17 protein-coding genes are annotated in these 19340 nt (G+C 72.5%); 7 read left to right on the forward strand and 10 right to left on the reverse strand.

The window, feature by feature from the left end; all coding sequences use genetic code 11:
• Nucleotide 1: 1 nt before the first annotated feature.
• Both ACPPVO_RS52135 and ACPPVO_RS52140 read left to right on the forward strand, forming a co-directional pair.
• Entirely contained in the window at nt 2-1213 is a 1212-nt protein-coding gene (locus tag ACPPVO_RS52135; protein WP_426506746.1) for a cellulose binding domain-containing protein, read from the forward strand.
• Between the two features lie 27 nt (nt 1214-1240).
• Complete coding sequence (locus ACPPVO_RS52140; protein ID WP_360370152.1) at nt 1241-1705, forward strand: hypothetical protein; 465 nt, start codon at nt 1241-1243, stop codon at nt 1703-1705.
• Here the strand turns inward: ACPPVO_RS52140 and ACPPVO_RS52145 are convergent.
• Nucleotides 1692-2465, reverse strand: coding sequence for an aldo/keto reductase (locus ACPPVO_RS52145; protein WP_426506748.1), 774 nt, complete (start codon nt 2463-2465; stop codon nt 1692-1694). The two genes, ACPPVO_RS52140 and ACPPVO_RS52145, sit on opposite strands and share 14 nt — an antisense overlap.
• A gap of 36 nt (nt 2466-2501) precedes the next feature.
• Here ACPPVO_RS52145 and ACPPVO_RS52150 point away from each other — a divergent pair, with 36 nt between their 5' ends.
• Nucleotides 2502-3857: a GH1 family beta-glucosidase gene (locus tag ACPPVO_RS52150; protein WP_426506750.1), complete on the forward strand. Its 1356-nt coding sequence runs from the start codon at nt 2502-2504 to the stop codon at nt 3855-3857.
• A gap of 269 nt (nt 3858-4126) precedes the next feature.
• Here the strand turns inward: ACPPVO_RS52150 and ACPPVO_RS52155 are convergent, their stop codons facing one another.
• Complete coding sequence (locus ACPPVO_RS52155) at nt 4127-4327, reverse strand: hypothetical protein (protein ID WP_426506752.1); 201 nt, start codon at nt 4325-4327, stop codon at nt 4127-4129.
• A gap of 114 nt (nt 4328-4441) precedes the next feature.
• Between ACPPVO_RS52155 and ACPPVO_RS52160 the strand changes: the two genes are divergently transcribed.
• Complete coding sequence (locus ACPPVO_RS52160; RefSeq protein WP_426506753.1) at nt 4442-4864, forward strand: winged helix-turn-helix domain-containing protein; 423 nt, start codon at nt 4442-4444, stop codon at nt 4862-4864.
• On the opposite strand, the gene ACPPVO_RS52165 is transcribed toward ACPPVO_RS52160, so the two are convergent.
• Nucleotides 4861-5502 (reverse strand): hypothetical protein, encoded by a 642-nt coding sequence (locus ACPPVO_RS52165; protein ID WP_426506755.1) that lies wholly within the window; start codon nt 5500-5502, stop codon nt 4861-4863. The two genes, ACPPVO_RS52160 and ACPPVO_RS52165, sit on opposite strands and share 4 nt — an antisense overlap.
• A gap of 119 nt (nt 5503-5621) precedes the next feature.
• Entirely contained in the window at nt 5622-8417 is a 2796-nt protein-coding gene (locus ACPPVO_RS52170; protein WP_426506757.1) for a BTAD domain-containing putative transcriptional regulator, read from the reverse strand.
• Nucleotides 8418-8472: 55 nt separating this feature from the next.
• Between ACPPVO_RS52170 and ACPPVO_RS52175 the strand changes: the two genes are divergently transcribed.
• Entirely contained in the window at nt 8473-9348 is an 876-nt protein-coding gene (locus ACPPVO_RS52175; protein WP_426506759.1) for an alpha/beta fold hydrolase, read from the forward strand.
• Here ACPPVO_RS52175 and ACPPVO_RS52180 read toward each other — a convergent pair.
• The 5 genes from ACPPVO_RS52180 to ACPPVO_RS52200 all read right to left on the reverse strand — a co-directional run bounded on the left by ACPPVO_RS52180 (nt 9341) and on the right by ACPPVO_RS52200 (nt 16447).
• On the reverse strand, nt 9341-10081 hold the full coding sequence (locus tag ACPPVO_RS52180) for an ABC transporter permease (RefSeq protein WP_426506761.1): 741 nt from the start codon (nt 10079-10081) through the stop codon (nt 9341-9343). The genes ACPPVO_RS52175 and ACPPVO_RS52180 overlap by 8 nt on opposite strands.
• A 5-nt stretch (nt 10082-10086) precedes the next feature.
• On the reverse strand, nt 10087-10956 hold the full coding sequence (locus ACPPVO_RS52185) for an ATP-binding cassette domain-containing protein (protein ID WP_426506762.1): 870 nt from the start codon (nt 10954-10956) through the stop codon (nt 10087-10089).
• On the reverse strand, nt 10956-11267 hold the full coding sequence (locus ACPPVO_RS52190) for a winged helix-turn-helix domain-containing protein (protein WP_426506764.1): 312 nt from the start codon (nt 11265-11267) through the stop codon (nt 10956-10958). Before ACPPVO_RS52190 ends, ACPPVO_RS52185 begins: the two co-directional genes overlap by 1 nt.
• 45 nt (nt 11268-11312) lie before the next feature.
• A complete protein-coding gene (locus tag ACPPVO_RS52195; RefSeq protein WP_426506766.1) occupies nt 11313-11978 on the reverse strand; it encodes a transporter in 666 nt (221 codons plus the stop codon).
• A 1277-nt stretch (nt 11979-13255) separates the two neighbouring features.
• A complete protein-coding gene (locus tag ACPPVO_RS52200) occupies nt 13256-16447 on the reverse strand; it encodes an efflux RND transporter permease subunit (RefSeq protein WP_426506768.1) in 3192 nt (1063 codons plus the stop codon).
• 97 nt (nt 16448-16544) lie between these two features.
• Here ACPPVO_RS52200 and ACPPVO_RS52205 point away from each other — a divergent pair, with 97 nt between their 5' ends.
• Both ACPPVO_RS52205 and ACPPVO_RS52210 read left to right on the forward strand, forming a co-directional pair.
• Complete coding sequence (locus ACPPVO_RS52205; RefSeq protein WP_426506770.1) at nt 16545-17051, forward strand: MarR family winged helix-turn-helix transcriptional regulator; 507 nt, start codon at nt 16545-16547, stop codon at nt 17049-17051.
• 31 nt (nt 17052-17082) lie between these two features.
• The gene (locus ACPPVO_RS52210; RefSeq protein WP_426506772.1) at nt 17083-18333 is read left to right on the forward strand and encodes a cellulase family glycosylhydrolase; all 1251 of its coding nucleotides are present in this window, start codon (nt 17083-17085) and stop codon (nt 18331-18333) included.
• On the opposite strand, the gene ACPPVO_RS52215 is transcribed toward ACPPVO_RS52210, so the two are convergent.
• Nucleotides 18309-19307, reverse strand: a complete 999-nt coding sequence (locus ACPPVO_RS52215) for a WxL protein peptidoglycan domain-containing protein (RefSeq protein ID WP_426506773.1) — start codon at nt 19305-19307, stop codon at nt 18309-18311. The genes ACPPVO_RS52210 and ACPPVO_RS52215 overlap by 25 nt on opposite strands.
• Nucleotides 19308-19340: the final 33 nt, after the last annotated feature.

Here is a 19340-nt window from a genome sequence, read left to right on the forward strand (position 1 = left end):
CATGAATCGTTTTCTGGTGGCGTTCGCCGCCGCCGCTGCCGGCGTCGCGATTGCCGCGGCACCCGCCCGGGCCGCCGTTCCCGGTGCGGCCACCGCCACGTTCACGAAGCAGAGCTCCTGGTCGACCGGGTACACGGGGCAGTACACCATCGACAACGGCACCTCGGCGCCGCTGACCTGGCGGGTCGAGTTCGACCTGCCGAGCGGTACGACACTCGCCAATGCCTGGGGCGCCACCGTCACGCACACCGGCGACCACTACGTGGCGGTCGGGGCGTCCTGGAACGCGACCGTCGCCCCGGGCGGCAACACCTGGTTCGGGTGGCTCGCCCAGGGCACCGGCGGGCCGCTCAACTGCTCCCTGAACGGGGCCTCCTGCACCGGGGGCACCGCGACCGCGGACATCCGGCCGCCGGCGACGCCCGGGAACCTGCGCGCCGTCGTCGGCACGACGACGTTCACGCTGCGCTGGGACGCGTCCACCGACGACGTGGGCGTCAAGGGCTACGAGGTGTACAGCGGCGCGAACCTGGTGGCCACGGTGCCCGGCACCGAGTACACGATGGGCATGCCGCCGCCGATGATCATCACGTACCGCGTGCGGGCGCTCGACGCGGCCGGGAACGCGTCGCCGTACGCCGTCATCACGCCCGGCGGGACCCCCGACACGGTCGCGCCGAGCGTGCCGCCGAGCCTGTCGCCGGGCTCGGCGACGATCCGGTGGGGGGCCTCGGCCGACAACGTGGCCGTGGCCGGGTACGACGTCTACGTCAACGGCGACCACTACGGCGCGACGAGCAACACGGCGCTGACGGTACCGCCGCTGGGCTTCGGCTCTTTCACCTTCTCGGTCGTCGCCTTCGACGGCGCCGGGAACCGCTCCGAGCCGCGGTCGCTGTCGGTCGCCATCGACCCGGGGCCGAACTCGGACTCCCGCTCGCCGACGGTCCCCACGGACCTGCGGATCTCCATCTCGGCGACCCAGGTGACGTGGACGTGGACGGCGTCGACGGACAACGTCGGGGTGGCCGGGTACCAGGTCTTCCACGGGCCCGACTGGTCCGGGAACGTGACCACGACGACGTACGTCGAGCCCCGCCCGGCCGGCCAGACCGTCTTCGGGCTCAAGGTGCGGGCCTACGACGCCATCGGCAACAAGTCGGCGTTCGCGACGCTGACCGTGGTGCTCGACCCGCCGCCGCCGACGCCATAACCGCGCGGAAGTCCCTATATTGGCGCCGTGGACAGTTGGGTGCCGTTCCGGCGATCGCGGCCGGACCGGGTCGTGGACCTGGTCCGGCTCGTCGCCGAGGCACGGGACCCGGGCGAGCACGGGCAGGGCGTCGAGGTCGTCGTCGAGGCGCCCCGCACCGAGTGGTGGCGGGCCCTGTTCAACCGCGACGACACCCTCGCGCAGGCCCGGATCGTGGTGACCCGCGAGGGCGGCGAGGTGCGGTACCCGTTCGACATCCGCCTCGTCACGGCGTACGGCGCCAACGCCGCCCACCGCCTCGGCACCCGCCCCGGGTGGGCGGTGAGCAACTCCGCCGGGATGGCGTTCGTCATCCAGAAGGGCACGCACCGCACCGGCTTCGACTTCGAGGAGCTCGCCGCCGGTGCGGTCGCGGCCCTGGCCAAGCTGCGCCGCAAGCCCCGGGAGCGGGGCTGGCGGGCGCGGATCGACCGGTCGGTCACACGGAGCTGACGGCCTCGATCTCCTCGCTCGTCAGCTCGAAGTCCAGCACCGAGAGGTTCTCGCGCATCCGCTCGGGGCGGGTGGACTTCGGGATGACGACGATGTCGTGGTGCAGCTGCCAGCGCAGCACCACCTGCGGGACGGTCACGCCGTGCCGCTCGGCGATCCCGACCAGCACCGGGTCGTTCAGGGGCGTGTTCTTCAGGGAGCTGTACCCCTCCACGACGACCCGCCGCGCCCGCATGTCGTCGAGGAACTGCGGCTCGTGCTGGCCCGGGCTCCAGGCGACCTGGTTCACGACCGGCGTCTCGCCCGTCTCCTTGGTCAGCTCGTCGACGAGCGCGGTGTCGTAGTTGCTGACGCCGGCCGAGCGGATGCGCCCGGCGTCGCGCTGCTCCAGGAACGAGATCCAGGTCGGCAGCGACTTGCCGCGCGCCGGCGGCCAGTGGATGAGCCACAGGTCGACGAAGTCCACGCCGAGCGCCTTGAGGCTCGCGTCGAGGGTCTGCCGCTCGCGGCCCGCGTGGGACGGCGGCAGCTTGGTGGTGATGAAGACGTCGGAGCGGTCCAGGCCGCTGTCGCGCAGCGCCCGGCCGATCTCCTCCTCGTTACCGTACATGGTCGCCGTGTCGATGTGCCGGTAACCGGCGTCGAGCGCCGCGCGGGCCGACTCGTACGCGGAACGGCCGGTGATCTGCCAAGTGCCGAACCCGATCGTCGGCAGGTTCACCCCCGGCGCCAGCTCGACGGCTGGAATGTCATGTGCCATGGGTCAATCTTGCCTCGGCGCGGTAGCGTGCGCCCTATGCCGGATCTTCCGCCGTTCCCGCCGGGCTTCCGCTTCGGAGTGTCCACCGCCGCGTACCAGATCGAGGGCGCCGTCGCCGAGGACGGGCGCGGACCGTCCATCTGGGACACCTTCGCCCACACCGCCGGCACCACCCGCGACGGGCAGACCGGCGACGTGGCCTGCGACCACTACCACCGGTGGGAGGCCGACCTCGACCTGATCGCGGGCCTGGGCGCCGGCGCTTACCGCTTCTCGGTGGCCTGGTCCCGGGTCCAGCCGACCGGCAGCGGGCCCGCCAACCCGGCCGGCCTCGACTTCTACGAGCGGCTCGTCGACGGCCTGCTCGCCCGCGACATCGACCCGCTCGTCACGCTGTTCCACTGGGACCTGCCGCAGGCGCTGCAGGACCAGGGCGGCTGGGCCAACCGGGACACGGCGATGCGCTTCGGGGAGTACGCGGAGCTGCTCGGCGAGCGCCTCGGCGACCGGGTCAAGCTGTGGATCACCCTGAACGAGCCGTACATCCACTTCGCGCTCGGGCACGTCCAGGGGGTGCACGCGCCCGGGCTGCAACTGCAGAGCGACCAGCTTCCGGTGGTACACCATCTGCTCCTGGCCCATGGCCTGGCCGTCTCGGCGCTGCGCCGCACCTCGAACGCCCCGGTCACGCTGGCCAACAACCATTCGCCGGTGTGGCCCAAGAGCGACTCGGAGGCCGACCAGACCGCCGCGGCGATCTACGACCTGGTGCAGAACCACCTGTTCACCGACCCGATCCTGCTCGGCGAGTACCCGCCCGGCTACGAGTTCCTCACCACCGCCGACGTCGACTCCATCGTGATGGAGGGCGACCTCGAGGTGATCTCCCAGCCGATCCAGGCCCTGGGCGTGAACTACTACAACCCGTCGCTGATCGCCGCCCCGCCCGAGGGCGACCCGCTGCCCTTCGCACGGCTCGAGATCGACGGGTACCCGCGCACCGCCTTCGACTGGCCCGTGGTCCCCGACGGCCTGCGCGAGCTGCTCGTCGGCCTCAAGGACCGCTACGGCGACCGCCTCCCGCCGGTGTGGATCACCGAGAGCGGCTGCTCCTGGCCCGGCCTCGACGACCAGTTCCGCATCGACTACATCGCCGGTGACCTGCGCGCCGTGCGCGCCGCGATGGACGCCGGGGTCGAGGTGCACGGCTACTGCACCTGGTCGCTGATGGACAACTTCGAGTGGGCCGAGGGGTACCACCAGCGCTTCGGCCTCGTCCACGTCGACTTCGACACCCAGCAGCGGACGCCGCGGCGCTCCTACCAGTGGTACCGCGAGGTTTGCACCACAGCTGCACCCCGCCCGGACTTGCAGCAAGACCCGACCGGATGACACGGTGGGTGCGGCGGAATCCGTAGCGTTGCGCAGGTCAGACGTGTGCAGCCGTTGGGAGTAGCCGCCGTGGCCGAGCAGTACGCCGGAGCCCTTCTCTACCTCGTCCCCGTCCTCGTGGCGGCGGTCGTGGCGTTCATCGTGACGCGCCCGGAGAAGGACGACGCCGAACCTTCGCCCGCCGCACCCCCCACCGGCGCCCCGCGGCGGCCGATGCCGGCCGCCGCCCGCCCGGCCCCGGCCCGGCCGCGCGTGCCGCAGCAGCGCACCTACCAGCCGCTGAACCGCCGCGCGAACCCGTCGACGGCCGCCCCGAACCCGGCGTCGTCGCCGACCCTGCTGCACGCGGCGCTGTCGTCGCACCTGGCCGCGGTCGCGGGCGCCACGGCGGGCACGACGGCGCCGGCCTCGTCGAAGCAGCCGGTGATCCGCCCGACGCGCCTGGTGTCGATCCGGCGCCCGGCCCGCATACCCCGGCGCCCGGTCCACCGCTGCCCGCACAAGCCGGAGCCCCCGCGAAATCTTCGAACGCTTGGCACGTTCCTATATGGCCACATGGCCATGTGGGTGATACCGTCCTCGCCATGCTCGATCGCCGTTCCGCGCTTGCGTTGTACCGACAGCTCGCTGACGCGCTGCTGGAGCGGATCAAGGGCGGCGAGCTCCGGCCGGGGATGGAGCTGCCGAGCGAAAGCGTGATCTCGTTGCAGTACAAGGTGAGCCGCGACGTGGTGCGCGACGCGATGGCGGTCCTGCGCAGCGAGGGCGTGATCGCCACGGAGCGCGGCCGCCGCTCCGTGGTGCGCAAGGCGGGGCCGGTCGAACACCTCCCGGCACCGCCCTCGGCCCAGATCACCGCGCGGATGCCGACGTCGGACGAGCGCCGGAGCCTGAACCTGCTGGAGGGCGTGCCGCTGCTCGTGGTGCGCACCGAGGAGTTCGAAACCGTCCACCCGGCCGACCGCGTGATGCTCCTCACGCCGCCCGGGGGTGAAGAGCCCGCTTAGCGGTACCCGATCTCGGCCGCGTCCGCCTCGAGGTCCGCGACGGTCAGCTCGGGGTTGAGCGCGCGCACGAGGCCGGCGGTGAGGGGCTCGTGCGCGTACACCCGCCGGATCGCGGACAGGTCGGCGTCGACCTCGAAGTAGTCCTCGGCGTAGCGCCGGTATGCCTCGGGCGTGCGGTCGACGAGCAGCTCGCACAGGTGCCCCGACCCGTCGGGGTCCGCGCCCGGCGGGAAGTCGACGGCGCCGGCCCGCCAGCCGTCGTCGGTGGTCTCGCGCCACACGCAGAACGTGGCGCGCAGGCCGCCGTCGTGGAAGCCGAACGCGGGCTCGTGCACGAACTCGGTGAACACGGCCGGCACCGCGTCGGCGACCCCGGGCCGGAGCCGGCCCGCCATCGGCGACTCGTGGTCGTACCCGCGCATGAACGCCCCGCCGCGCCCGAACGCGACGAACCAGTCGTTCCCGGAGCCGTCGCGCATCGAGGCCACCTCCTCGCCGGGCGACCAGCGCGAGTCGAACGAGTACAGCCGGAACTCCCACTCGGGGCAGAGGATCGCGTCCAGCATCGCGAGCGCACGGCAGTGCGCGCGGAGCTCCTCGATGCCGGGCAGCCGCCCCGCCAGGTCGTGCACGGTCACCGCGGCACCCGCTCAGTCGTCGGCGTAGCTAACCAGGTGGCGTCCGACGCCCCGCATCGTGAGCAGCGGTTCGAGGGGAAGAGGTAGTCCCAGCCCGATGCTCCCATGCGCCGATGATGTCAGAGGTACGCGGCGACCGGGCCGAGGGTCAGCACCCCGCTGCCGGCCGCGTGCTCGTGGGCGGCCGGGCGCAGCTGCGCCGACAGGCGCGCGTGGGACTCGCCGTCGGCCAGGGCGATCGCGGCCCGGGCGGCCAGGGCCAGCCGCGCCTCCCACAGCAGGTCGTGCGGTGACGGGGGCAGGGCGCGCAGGGCCGCGCGGGCCTCGCCGGGGCGGCCGGCGCTCAGGAGGAGCAGCGGGCGGGCCCACGGTTCGTACGGGCCCAGGTCGTCGGCCTCGGTCCGGCGGCCGATCGAGAGCAGCGCCAGGCCCAGGAGGCCCTCGTGCATGCCCGGCATCTGGGCGCGGGCGAGGTCGGCGTCGGCGGCCCGGTACGCCCGCTCGGCCTCGTCGACCTGCCCGGCCGCGGCCAGGCGCAGCGCGGCGTACCACCGCGTGAAGACGGCCACGACGGGCAGGGCGTGCGCCGCGGACAGGGCGTCGGCCGCGGCCGCGTGGGCGTCGGCGCGGTCCGGGTCGTCGAGGGCGCACGCCGACTGCAGGGCGATCAGGTGGCCCAGCACCTCGAACGTCGCCAGGCCGTGGGCGGACGACACGGCCAGCAGCTCCTCGGCGATCGACCGGCGCAGGGCGGCCCGGCCCGGGCTCGGGAACGCGTGCAGGAAGCGGGCGTTGAGGGCCAGGGCGCGCAGCATCGGGTCGTCGCCGGCCAGGGCGTAGGCCTCGTCCGCCGCCTCCGCGCCGCGGCCGTCCCGGGTGCCGCGCAGCTCCATGGCCAGCGCGGTCAGCAGGCGCGACCGGGCCGGGCCCGCCGCGCCGGCCAGGGCCTTCGTCGCGGCCGCGGCGATCGTGGCGGACAGGGCCTCGTCGTCGTTGCGGGGCCAGATCGCCGGTACGTCGAACGCGCCCAGCTCCCCCATCGACAGCGCCGCGGCCCGCAGGCGCCGCGATTCGGCCAGGTGGCCGATGACCGCCAGGGAGCGGCTCAGGCCCAGCAGCGCCGCGACCGAGCCGCCGTCGTGGGCCAGAGCCTGCCGCCACAGGCGGGCCGCCTCGTGCGGGTTGTTGCGGCGCTCGGCGCGGGTCGCGGCCAGGGCCGAGTACCGGGCCGCCCGGGCCTTCGCGGTGCGCGTCGCCGCCGCCGTGAAGTGGTACGCCAGCGTCTCCGCATCGTCCGGGGACACCCGCTCGGCCGCCTCCCCCGCGGCGAGATGCCAGGCCGCGCGGCGCGGCGCGGACAGGTCCCCGTACACGGTGTCGCGCACCAGCACGTGCGCGAACCGCGTGCCGTCGGTCAGGAAGCCGGCCCGCGTCGCCTCCTCCAGGGCGTCGAGCACGTCGGCGCCGGCCAGGGCCGCGAGCAGCTCGGGGTCGATGTCGCGGCCGAGGACGGAGGCCTGACGCAGTACCGTCCGCGCCGGCTCCGGCAGCTGCGCCAGGCGGTGGCGGATCACGTCGCGGACCCCCGGCGGCACCGTGCGCAGCGCGGCCGGGCCGTCGGTGGCGAGCAGGCGGGCGAGCTCGCGCACGAAGAACGGATTGCCCCCGGTGCGTTCCCGCAGCAGGTGTACGTCCTGAGCTTCCACCGCCCGCCCGACGACCTCGCCCGCCAGGGCCGCCGTCGCCCGCTCGTCGAGGCCGCCGAGGCGGATGCGCAGCGGCTCGGCGCGGGCGAGGCGGGCCAGGAGCGCCGTGTACTGCGGGCCCGGGTCGGCGTCGCGCGCGGTCGCGAGGAGGTGCACGTGCCCGGGCAGCGCGGCCAGCACGTCCGCCACGTCCTTGTCGGCCCGGTGCACGTCCTCGGCGACGAGCAGCACCGGGGCCGGGCCGAGCTCCTCGCCGGCGGTGCGCAGGTCGGTCCACGGCCACGTGCCGGGGGCGCCGTCGTGCTCGCCGGCCCGCCCCCACCGCACCGTCCAGCCGCCCGCCTCCCGCTCCCGCGCGAACGCCTCGGCGAGCGCGCTCTTGCCCGCGCCCGCCTCCCCCTCGACGATCGCGACGGCCGACGCGTTGCCGCGCAGCCGGGCGAGCTCGTCGTCCCGCCCGAACAGGCGCCCGGACGGCTCGGCGACGACCAGCCGCTCCGACTGCCGCAAGATGTCCGTCTCCAGGGTGCGCAGCGCCGGGCCCGGGTCGACCCCGAGCTCCGCGGCCAGCTTCGCGCGGGCCTCGCGCAGTGCGGCCAGGGCGTCACCCTGGCGGCCGGAGCGGTACAGGGCCAGGGCCAGCAGGCGCCAGGGCTCCTCGCGCAGCGGGTGGGCCGCGACGAACGAGCGCAGGTCGGAGGCGGCCTCGGCGGCGCGGCCCGCGTCCAGCAGGGCCGCGGCCCGGCGCTCCGAGGCCAGCTGGTGCAGCTCGTCCAGGCGCTCGATCTCCGCCCGCGCCCACGGCTCCGCCGACCACTCCGCATAGGCCGGCCCGCGCCACAGCGCCAGGGCCTCGTCGAGGGCGGCGAGCGTCGGCGTGTTCAACGCCTCCTCGAAGCGCCAGGCGTCGACGTCGGTGGCGCGCAGGGCGTACCCGGGCGGGGCCGTCACCAGCAGGCGCGGCGGCGTGCGGGGCGCGCGGCCGGGCTCGAGGGCGCGGCGCAGGTCGGCGACGAACGTGCGGAGCGCGGCCAGGGCGCCCGGCGGCGGCGCACCCGACCACACGTCGTCGGCGAGCACCCCCACGGGCACGACGCGGCCGCGGGCGATGAGCAGGCGGGCGAGGATCGTGCGGTGGCGGGGGCCCTTGAGCGGTACCGGATCCGGATCCCAGGCCTCGAGCGGGCCCAGGACGCGGAACGAGGTCACTGCTCGATTATTCGCCGCTGATCGGCTGCTGATCCGGGGGGTGCACGGTGGCGGCATGGAATTCTCGTACCGTCGCGTCGAAGTCGCGCCCGCCGTCTCGCTCAACGTCGCCGTCATCGGCGAGGGGCGACCCGTCGTCCTGCTGCACGGCTTCCCGCAGACGCACCTCATGTGGCGGCACGTGGCACCGGCCCTTGCGGCCGCCGGGCACCTGGTCATCTGCCCGGACCTGCGCGGGTACGGCGACAGCGACAAGCCCGAAGGTACCGCCGCCTACGCCAAACGCGTCATGGCGCAGGACGTCGTCGCGCTCGCCGGGGCGCTCGGCCACGACCGGTTCGCGCTCGCCGGGCACGACCGCGGCGCCCTCGTCGCGATCCGGGCCGGCCTCGACCACCCGTCGCGCATCACGCACCTGGCGCTGCTCGACGTGCTGCCGACGCTGGACTCCTGGGAGGTACTGCGCGGCACGGCGGGCATCGTCGGCTTCCACCTGTACCTGATGGCGGCCCCGGCCCCGCTGCCCGAGCGGCTCATCGCCGGGGCGCCCGACGCGTTCTTCGGGCACTTCCTCGACCTGTGGGGCAACGGTTCCCTGCCGGCGGAGATCCGGCAGCGGTACCTCGAAGCCTCCCGCGACGCCGTCGCGTCCATCGTCGCCGACTACCGCGCGACCGCCACGGTCGACGTCGAGCACGACGAGGCCGACCGCGCCGCGGGCCGCCGCCTGCGCATGCCGGTGACGGTGCTGCAGCAGGACTGGGGCGCCGCGATGGGCTTCGACGCGAAGGCGCGCTGGGGCGCGTGGGCCGAGGACCTGAGCCACCACACGGTGAGCGCCGGGCACTTCATGGCGGAGGAAGAGCCCGAGCCGGTGGTACGCCACCTGCTCGAGCTCCTCGACCGGACGCCCGCTCCCCCGTCTAGCTGAAGCGGGCGCCCTCGTCGCGACGGAAGGCCCAGGCGGCCAGGGCCGCCATCGCGAGCGTCCAGGCGGCCAGGGAAACCATCGCGGTCGTCGACACGCGGAAGTCGCCGACCGCGGCCCAGAGCAGCTCGACCGCGCCGCGCGTGGGCAGGTACGGGGCGATGGTCTCGACGAAGCCGGGCGCGTCGTTCGGGGCCGAGAGCAGGCCGCCGCCGAACGCGAGCGGGAAGAAGATGATCTGGGCGACGGCGAGGGCGGCCTTCATCGGCAGCGCGTAGCCGATGGCGAGGCCCATGAACGTGAACGGCAGGGCGCCGAGGACCACGGCGCCCAGGGCGAGCAGCAGGCCCGGCGCGGTCGCGGTGGCCGCGGTGAACAGCCAGCCGATGATGACGACCGGCACCAGTGAGATGGCCATGAAGGTCAGGCCGGACAGGATGCGCCCGGCGAACGCGGCCGCCGGGCCGGCCGGGAGGGTGCGCGTGAACGGGTCCCAGGGCTGCGCGCGGTCCTCGGCGACGCCGACGCCGTACGTGAACAGCGAGCTCGTCATGACCGCGAACAGGACCATCGAGGCGGTCGCGAACGTGGCGCCCTCGGGGTCGTCGCCGGCGAAGGGTACGACGAAGAACAGCATCGACGCGGCCGGGAAGAAGGCGCCGCCGACCACGGCGATCGGGATGCGGATGGTCTCGAGGATGCGGAAGCGGGCGTGGGTGAGGGCCAGGGAGCTCATCGCGTCTACCGTCCGGTGCTCGTCAGGGTCAGGAACGCCTCTTCCAGCGTGGTCGGCTGCACCTGCAGGCCGTGGAAGGGCACCCCGGCGTGCACCAGGTCGCGCACGAGCTGGTCGGCGTCGGGGGTGAGCAGGGAGGTGCGGCCGTCGGCCTGTTCGACGCCGACGACGCCGGGCAGGTCAGGCAGGTCGGCGGCGCTGACGCTGACCCGGTGGATGCCGACCATCGAACGGATCGCGGCGACGGTGTCGTCGGCGAGGATGCGGCCGTCGCCGACGACCACGACCCGGTCGGCGAGGGCCTCGATCTCCTCGAGGTAGTGGCTGGTGAGCACCACCGTGCCGTTGCCGGCCTCGGTGAACTCGCGGATCGCGTTCCACAGGTCGCGGCGCGCCTGCACGTCGAGGCCGGTCGTCGGCTCGTCCAGGAACACCAGGCCCGGGCGCCCGGCGAAGGCCAGGGCGACGGCGAGCCGGCGCTTCTGCCCGCCCGACAGGCCGCCCGTCTGCCGCTTCGCCACATCGGTGAGGCCGAAGCGGGAGAGGAGCTCTGCCGTCGGTACCGAATCCGGAAAATGCCGCGCCACGAACTCCACGCATTCACGGACCCGCAGGGTCGAGGGCAGCCCCGTCTCCTGCGGCGTCACGCCGATGCGGCGGCGGTTCTCGGGCCGGCGCGGGTCGCCGCCGAAGAGCTCGACCGAGCCGGCGCTGGGCCGGCGCAGCCCGACGAGCAGGTTGATGAGCGTCGACTTGCCGGCGCCGTTGGGGCCGAGCAGGCCGACCACGCCGCCCTGCGGGATGTCGAGGGACACGCGGTCGAGGGCGAGGGTGTCGCCGTAGCGGCGGCTGACCTCTATGGCACGGGCGAGCATTACGGCTCCTCTGTCGTCTTCGGGGGGTCGATCAGCGCTCGTAACGCGGCGGTGTAGTCGTCGAACGCGACGCGGCCGCGGTTGGTCAGGCCCGCGGAGGTGGTCGGGGTGCGGCCGCGGAACGACTTGACGACCTCGACGTAGCCGGCCTGTTCGAGCTTCGTCAGGTGTACCGACAAATTGCCCGCGGTCATGTCGAGGACCTGCTGCAGCCTCGGGAACGTCATCCGGTCGCCGTCGCCGAGGCTCGACAGCGCGGCCATGATGCGCAGGCGCGCCTGCACGTGGATCACCGGGTCGAGCTCAGTCACGCCGTCGCCTCCGCAAGCTACGGCGCCGGCGCGTCACACTGCGCTTCATGCGGGCGGCCCCTCCACTTCGTTCCGGACCGCCCGTCCCCGGAACTGGAACAGCAGCCCGAGCAGGATCAGCCCGCCGCCCCCGCCCAGCGAGATGATCAGCGAGTGCCAGCCGGCCCCGGCGAGCACGCCGGCGATGTTGATGAGCGTGAGCCACGCCCCGAAGATGAACATGTCGCGGGAGAGCCAGATCGCGGCGCCGCACATGTACATCGCGCCGACGAGCCCCACCGACGCGCTCGCCCAGAGCAGGCCGCGCTCGGCCTCGGGCAGCAGCTTCGCGAAGTGGCTCATCGTGGTCCCGACGCCGGCGAACGCGAAGAACCACGAGAACCCGTACGCCGAGCCCTGCCACGACGAGCGCCCTTCGAGGCCGCGGCCGCGGACCGCGCTGACCAGGATCGTGCTGAGCATCGCGAGGGCCATGAGCACGAAGAGGCTGGCGAGCGGGAGCCAGTCCGGGAGGTCGACGAACACCTTGCCGCCGGGGCCGTACCGCAGGAAGAGCAGCCCGAACCCGATGAACCAGGCCAGCCCCCACGGCACGTAGTAGAGCAACGGGTTGAGCCCGACGACGCGGGCGGCCTTGGCCTGCTCCTGACGAATGAGCGCGAGCGACTCAGCCGCTGAAGCGGGCGGCGCATCATCATCGACGGGGGTCATGGTAAACAACTTTACGCGACAAACCTGTTTACGCAAGTCTGTTCTGCGTGGGCGCCCATTCACGCAGTTCACGCTCTTGCTCTTTCCCTATCCTGATTTTTATGCATTTATCCGGATTTACCGACTTCGGAGTGATCCCTAGTCGGCCGAATTCGCGCAGCTCAGAACGGGGGCCGAGGCATTCCGGGACCGTCGAGGGCTCGAAGTCACAGCGGACAAGCGGCTCTAGCAAGCCGGCGGAGGGACGCCACTTCGAAATCGTTCGGGCGGCCAATGCCATGACAGCGCCCGAAGGGTCATCGCCACAGCCGAGGACCGTCAACCCCTCCGAGATCATCCGGCCGCTCAAGGTCGAAGGTTGAAGGCCGCCACCAGCCCGAAACCTTTGGCCGCCGCCCGAAGGTCATCCCGCCGCACGACGCCGAAGCCGCGAGCGGCCACCAGCCCCGAGGATCGTCCGACCGGCAAGACCGCGGCGGGGCTCGAAGGCCGACGCCGAAGCACCGCCGTGGGCTGGGCCGGGAAGTCGGCGGCGAAGCCGGGCTCGAGCCGCCGCGCCACGTGCCCCAGGCCGTACCGCGGCGCCGCATGTCTCAGCCGAAGCCGTGACGCCGCACGCCCCAGCCGTGGCACCGCACGCCCCAGCCGTGGCACCGCACGCCCCAGCCGTGGCACCGCACGTCCAGCCGGAACCGTGACGCCACGAGCCCCGGCCAAATCGTCGGCGCCGCAAACCCCAACTCAAGCCGCGCCACCGCAGCCCGAGCCGGAGCACCGCACACCCCAACTCAAAGCCGCGGCGCCGCAGCCCGAGCGCCACACACCCCAACTCAAAGCCGTGGCACGGCAGCCCGAGCCGGAGCGCACACACCCCAACTCAAAGCCGGAGCGCTGCCCACCCCGACTCAAAGCCGCGGCCCAAGCCGCGGCGCCGCAAGTCAAGGCCTGAACCGTGGCGCCGCAGGTCGAGGTCTGAACCGTGGCACCACACGCCCGGCCCGAACCGTGTGACCGCAGGTGGCGCCCCAAAAGGCAGGCTCGCCCCCCGTGGTCGCGCGCGGGCGTGTGCGTATGCGGCCGTCGTCGACTCGTTGTGGCCGTTCCGAAAGACTTCGTTGCGCGTCCCGGTTGGCGAAAGGCGGGACACGTGCCCGCGGGGCCGTTCCGCTCAAACCCCACGCTACACACCCCCACCAAGTTGATCTGGGGTCGAGTAGTCACGTTATTACACAGCGAAAGGCCGGCCGCGCGAAGGCGGCCGGCCCTTCAGAGATGTGTTACAGGGACGGGGCCGGCTCCAGCGGGTCCACGCGGTGGCGGCCGTCCGGCTCGTCGCCGGCGTCCGGCTCCGGGGCCGTCAGCGGGGACGCGTGCTTGCCCTCGCGGCGCAGGCGGCGCTTCTCCTTGGTCGACTCGACCATCGTGTAGAGGGTCGGGACCAGGACCAGCGTCAGCAGCGTCGAGCTCAACAGGCCGCCGATCACCACGATGGCCAGGGGCTGGGAGATGAAGCCGCCCTCCCCCGTGAGGCCGACCGCCATGGGCAGCAGGGCGCAGATCGTCGCCACCGCGGTCATGAGGATCGGGCGCAGGCGGCGCCGGCCGCCCTCGATTACCGCCTCGCGCACGTGCATTCCGGATTCCTGGTACTGGTTGATCAGGTCCATGAGCACGATGGCGTTGGTCACCACGATGCCGATGAGCATGAGCACGCCGATCATGGCGGGCAGGCCCAGCGGGGTGTTCGTGGCGAGCAGCAGGATGATCGCGCCCGTCGCCGCGAACGGGATGGACACCAGCAGGATCAGCGGCTGGGCCACGCTGCGGAACGTCGCCACCATGATGATGAAGACGATCGCGATCGCGGCCAGCATGGCCAGGCCCAGCTGGCCGAAGGTGTCGGCCTGCTGCTGGCTCGCGCCGCCCAGGGACACGGTCACGCCGGCCGGGAGGGTCAGGCCGTCGAGCGCCTTCTGCAGGTCGGCCGAGGCGTTGCCGAGGTTGTCGCTCGGGGCACGGCCGGTGACCGAGGCGCTGCGGTTGCCGTCGATGCGCGTGATCGCGACCGGGCCCGCGTCCTGGGCGACGTCGGCGATCTGGTCGAGGCGCACGAACGGCGGGTTGCCCGCGACCGGGATCTGCAGGGCCTTGAGCTGGTCCAGCGAGGCCGGGGCCGGGCCGGAGCGCAGCACCAGGTCGCGCTGCGAGCCGTCGATCGTCATCTGGGTGAGGGTCTGGCCGCGGTACGCCGCGGAGACGATCCCGCCGACCGCCGCGTCGTTCAGGCCGTACTTGGCGGCCTGGTCGCGCTTGACCTTCACGTCGATGCGCGGGTTGCTCGCGGCGAGGTTGCTCTCGACGTCGGAGATCTCGAGCTCGCCGGTCTTCTTGTCCTTGACGCCCTTCATCGCCTGCTCGACGAGGCCGGCGCCCTTGGCGAGGTCGTCGGCGCTGTTGGCCTTGACGATGACCTCGAGCTGGTTGCCGGAGTCGCCGCCGCCGGCGGTGATCTTCACCGTGCCGAGGCTCTCGCCGGCCGCCGTGACCTGCGTGCGCAGCTCGTCGATGGTCTTGTTGACGTCGGTGCCGTCCTTCGCGGTGACCGAGAAGTTGGCCGTGTTGCCCGACTGGGCACCCGCGAAGCCGAAGCCGGCCGAGGCGCCGATCGTGGCCTGGTACGCCTCGATGTCACTGCGCGCCCCGAGCAGGTCCTCGATCTTCTTGGCCGCCGCGTCGGTGGTGGCCAGGCTGGAGCCGAGCGGCAGCTCCTGCGAGATGGAGAACTCGGTCTGCCCGGACTGGTCGATGAAGTTCGTCTTCAGCATCGTGGCGAGGCCCATCGTGCCGATGAACACCAGGATGCTGACACCGACGGTGACCCACCTCGACAAACGGCTCCGCGTGACCAGCGAGATGAGCGGCACGTACGCGCGCTGCAGCGGGCTGCGCCGCTCCTTCTCCAGCGCCTTGGCCTCGACGGCCTCGCGCTCCTCGGCGCCGAGGGCCTTGGGCCGGCGCAGGAACCAGTACGCGAGCACCGGTACCACGGTCAGGGCCACGAACAGCGACGCGAGCAGGGCCACGGCGATGGTGACCGCGAACGGCCGGAACAGCTCGCCGGCCAGGCCGCCCACGAGGCCGATCGGCAGGAACACGGCGACGGTGGTCAGCGTCGAGGCGACGACCGCGCCGGTCACCTCCTTGACGCCGGTGAGGATGGCGTGGACCTTCTCCTCGCCGTACTCCAGATGTCGTTTGATGTTCTCGAGCACCACGATCGAGTCGTCGACCACCCGGCCGACGGCGATGGTGAGCGCGCCCAGGGTGAGCAGGTTGAGCGAGTAGTCGCCGACCCACAGGCCGATGAGCGCGACGACGACCGACAGCGGGATCGACACCGCGGTGACGAGCGTCGAGCGCAGCGACACCAGGAAGATCAGGATCACCAGGACGGCGAAGAGCAGGCCGAGCGCGCCCTCGGTGGACAGGCTCTTGATGGAGGACTTGACGAACGGCGCCTGGTCGAAGACCGCCGTGATCTTCGTGTCGCCGCCGAGCGACTTCTCGAGGTCGGCGAGCTTGCCGCGGACCGCGTCGGAGATCTTCACGGCGTTGCCGTCGGGCGAGGCCGTGACCGAGATGCCGAGGCTGGGCTTGCCGTTGGTCCGCGTGATCGAGGTCGCCTCGACCGTCTTGAGCTCGACCGTGGCCACGTCGCCGAGCTTCGCGGTCGGCGTGACGTTGAGGTTCTTGAGCTCGTCGAGCGTGGTCAGGGTGCCGCCGACCTGGACCGCGAGGGACTTGTCGCCCTCGGTCAGGGTACCGGCGGGGAAGGACACGCCGTTCGACTTGAGCGCGGCGGTCAGCGTCTGCGCGTTGACCCCGGCCGGGAAGGCCTTCGCCGGGTTGAGCGTGATGAGCACGTTCTGCGTCTCGGCGCCGGTCACCTCGACCTGGCGTACGCCCTCGATGCCCTGCAGCTCCGGCACGACGACCTGGTTGAGCTGCTGCGCGAACGCGATCTGGTCACCCGAGCGGGACGCGGCGAGCGTGACGGCCGGCAGGTCGTCGGTCGAGCCCGCGATGACCTGCGGGTCGACGGTCGACGGCAGCTGCGTGCGGATGCGCGCGAGGGCCGTGTTCATCTTGTTGGTGATGTCGTCGATCGACGAGCCGTACTCGAACGACACCTGCACCGTGGCCACGCCCTCGCGGCTGGTGGAGGTGATGTCGTTCAGGCCGGGCACGCCCTGCAGCGCGCTCTCGATCGGTTCGGTGACCTGCTGCTCGACGATGTCCGGCGACACGCCCGGGTAGGACGCGACCACGAAGGCGGCCGGGAAGTCGATCGAGGGAATGAGCTGTTGCTTCAACTTCGGGATGGCAATGGCGCCGAAGCCCAGGACGACGATCGCGATGATCGCGACCAGCCCCCGGTTCGCCAAACTGAGCCGGGCGAGGAACGACATGTCTGGAGTCTTCTTCCGATCGGCTAGACATACGTTAGTTCGTGTGATGCTAACGGTTCGCCTCGCGCAAAGTTTGTCCAGGGGGTAAAACGTTCCTGTGAACACTCACAGGGAAGCGCTTCTGCTTCGCGTCGCCGCCTCCGACGAACGGATGCGCGCCCTGCTCGCCTACGACCGGACCAACCCGCTGCTCTCAGTTAACCTCACGATGCAGCAGCTCAAGGTGCTAATGCTGCTGTCCCGGCACGACGGCATCGCCTCCGCCGAGCTCACCCGCCGCCTCGGTGTGAGCCTGGCCACGCTGTCCGGCATCGTCGACCGGCTCGTGGCGCACGGTTACGTCACGCGCACCGAGGATCAGCAGGACCGCCGCATCCGCCGCATCCATCTCGCGGCCGCCGGGCGCGAGATCCTCACCGAGATCATGGACGGCGGGGCGAAGGCGCAGCGGCGGCTCCTGGACCGCCTCGACGACGAGACCCTGGGCATGCTGGCCGCGGTACTGGAACGGGTCGTCGAGGTGGCCGTGGCCGACGCCCTGGAGCGGGGCGAGGATGGGCCGGCGCCGCCGAACGGCGACCGGTTCACCCCGGCCGCGAGATAGACCCGCCGCGGCCCGGGTAGCCGCCGCTTCTATGAGGAGCGTGCTGGTCCTGCTGCTGTTCGTCGCTTCCGCGGTACTGCTGAAGGCCCCCGCGCAGGCCGCGGAGGCCGCCAACGGCATCGAGGTCCGCAACGGCCGCCTGGTCGAGGCGAACGGCAGCGACCTGGTGCTGCGCGGGGTCAACCACGACTTCATCTGGTACCCGGACAAGAACGGCTCCTTCGCGGCGATCAAGGCCGCGGGCGCCAACGCGGTGCGGGTGCCGCTCGGGATGGGCCACCAGTTCCGCCGTACCAAACCGGAAGAGGTGCGCACGATCGTCAACCTCTGCCGGCAGGAGCGGCTGGTCTGCATCCTGGACGCGCACGACACGTCCGGCTTCGGCCAGGACAAGAAGGCCGCGACGATCGCCGACGCGGTGGCGTTCTGGACCTCGCTGCGCACCGTGCTCGCCGGCCAGGAGGACCACATCATCGTCAACGTGGCCAACGAGCCGTTCGGCGTCGGCGGGGAGTGGCCGTGGGTACAGCAGACGTCGGATGCGGTCCGGGCCCTGCGCGCGGCCGGGTTCCGGCACACGCTCCTGGTCGACGCGCCCGGCTGGGGCCAGGACGAGGCGTTCGTGATGCGCGACAACGCCGAGAAGGTGCGCGCCGCCGACCCGACGGGCAACACGGCGTTCGACATCCACATGTACGGCGAGTTCGACAACGCGGCGAAGGTCAACGCGTACCTGGGCTCGTTCACCAAGCGCCGCCTGCCGGTCGTGATCGGCGAGTTCTCCGGCGAGCACGAGTGGGGCGACCCCGACGAGGACGCCATCATGGCCTACGCCGAGGGGCACTCGGTGGGGTACTTCGGCTGGTCCTGGAGCGGCAACGACACGCCCTACAGCTACCTGGACCTGGTCCACAACTTCGACCCGACGAGCCGCACGGCCTGGGGCGAGCGGTTCCTCACGGGTCCGAACGGCATTTCGACTGACACTCGAGAAGCGACGACCTTCCGCAACGGTACCGCGGGAGCCTCGCTCAAGGTCGCGAACGTCACCGCGAACAGCGTGCACCTGACGTGGCCGCGCCGGTCCCCGGGCACGACCTACATCGTCGTGGCCGTCAACGGCGCGAGCGAGTCCCGCGTCGCGGCGACCGCCCGGCCCGAGGTGACCCTGCGTGGCCTGCGGGGCTCGACGGAGTACACCTTCGCGGTCTATGCCCGTGGCCTGCTCGGCACCCGCTCCCCCCGCTCGGCCGCGGTCTACGCGGTGACGCCGCCGGCCTGAAGCGCCTTGTCGACCGCCTCGCGCACGCGGGCGTCCTGGCGGGCCTTGGTGCGCCGCCGGAGATACCGAACCAGGAAGAGGATCCCGATCAGCGCGACGAGCCCGGCCAGCCACAGCCACGGCAGGGCCACCGTGCGCGCCTCGGCGTGGACGGCCGGCAGCGACGTGGTGGAGCCGGACGCGTCGGTCAGGCGCGGCGTGAGCGAGGCGCGGGCGGTGAGCCAGCCGGCGCGGGGCACGCCGTGCACGGGGACCGTCATCTGCCACGTCTCGCCGGGCAGCAGCTGCGGCGGGGCCTTCACCGTGCCCGCGCCGGTGCGCAGGAGCCCGAACGGGCCGGCCACCGAGACGTCCTGGTCCGCGGAGAGTATCGCGTTGCCGGTGTTGTGGATGGTGTACGTGACCGTGGCGTCGCCGCCGTCGAAGTCCACGGTCAGGTTCTCCACCGCGAGGGCCGGGTGCAGCGCGCCGCCGACGCGCAGCTTGACGGCGATGCCGAGACGCCGCTCGACGTTGATGCCCTGGGCCGAGTCCGGCTGGGCGAGCGCGGTGACGATGCCGCCCGCGTAGTCGCCCGGCGTCGCGTTGCCCGGCACGTCCAGCGTGAACGGGACCTCGGCGGTCTGGCCCGGCGCGACGGTCACGGTGGCGTTGCCGGCGTGCAGCCAGGCGCCGATGCCGATCGAGGGCTTGTCCTTGGTGAGCAGGTCGAGCTGGCCGGTGCCGGTGGTGAAGCCGTCGCCGGGGTACACGGCCAGGCTCAGCGGCGCCTTGCCCCGGTTGGCCACCACCATGGCGTCCTTGACCTGGCCGCCGGGGTTGACCGCGTAGCTGTAGCTGGAGCGCTCGGCGCCGTAGGTGTTCGAGGCCGTCCGCACGGTCCAGGCGACGTCGCCCTCCTCCGCGTGCGCGGGGGCCGCGACCCCGGCGGCGGCGAGCAGCCCGAGGGCGATGGCGATGGTTCGGAAGCGCATGGCGTACCTCGTCTGTCGGGGAGGTCGGGGCGG

Source organism: Dactylosporangium sp. McL0621 (assembly GCF_049995355.1).
Taxonomy (GTDB): Bacteria; Actinomycetota; Actinomycetes; order Mycobacteriales; family Micromonosporaceae; genus Dactylosporangium.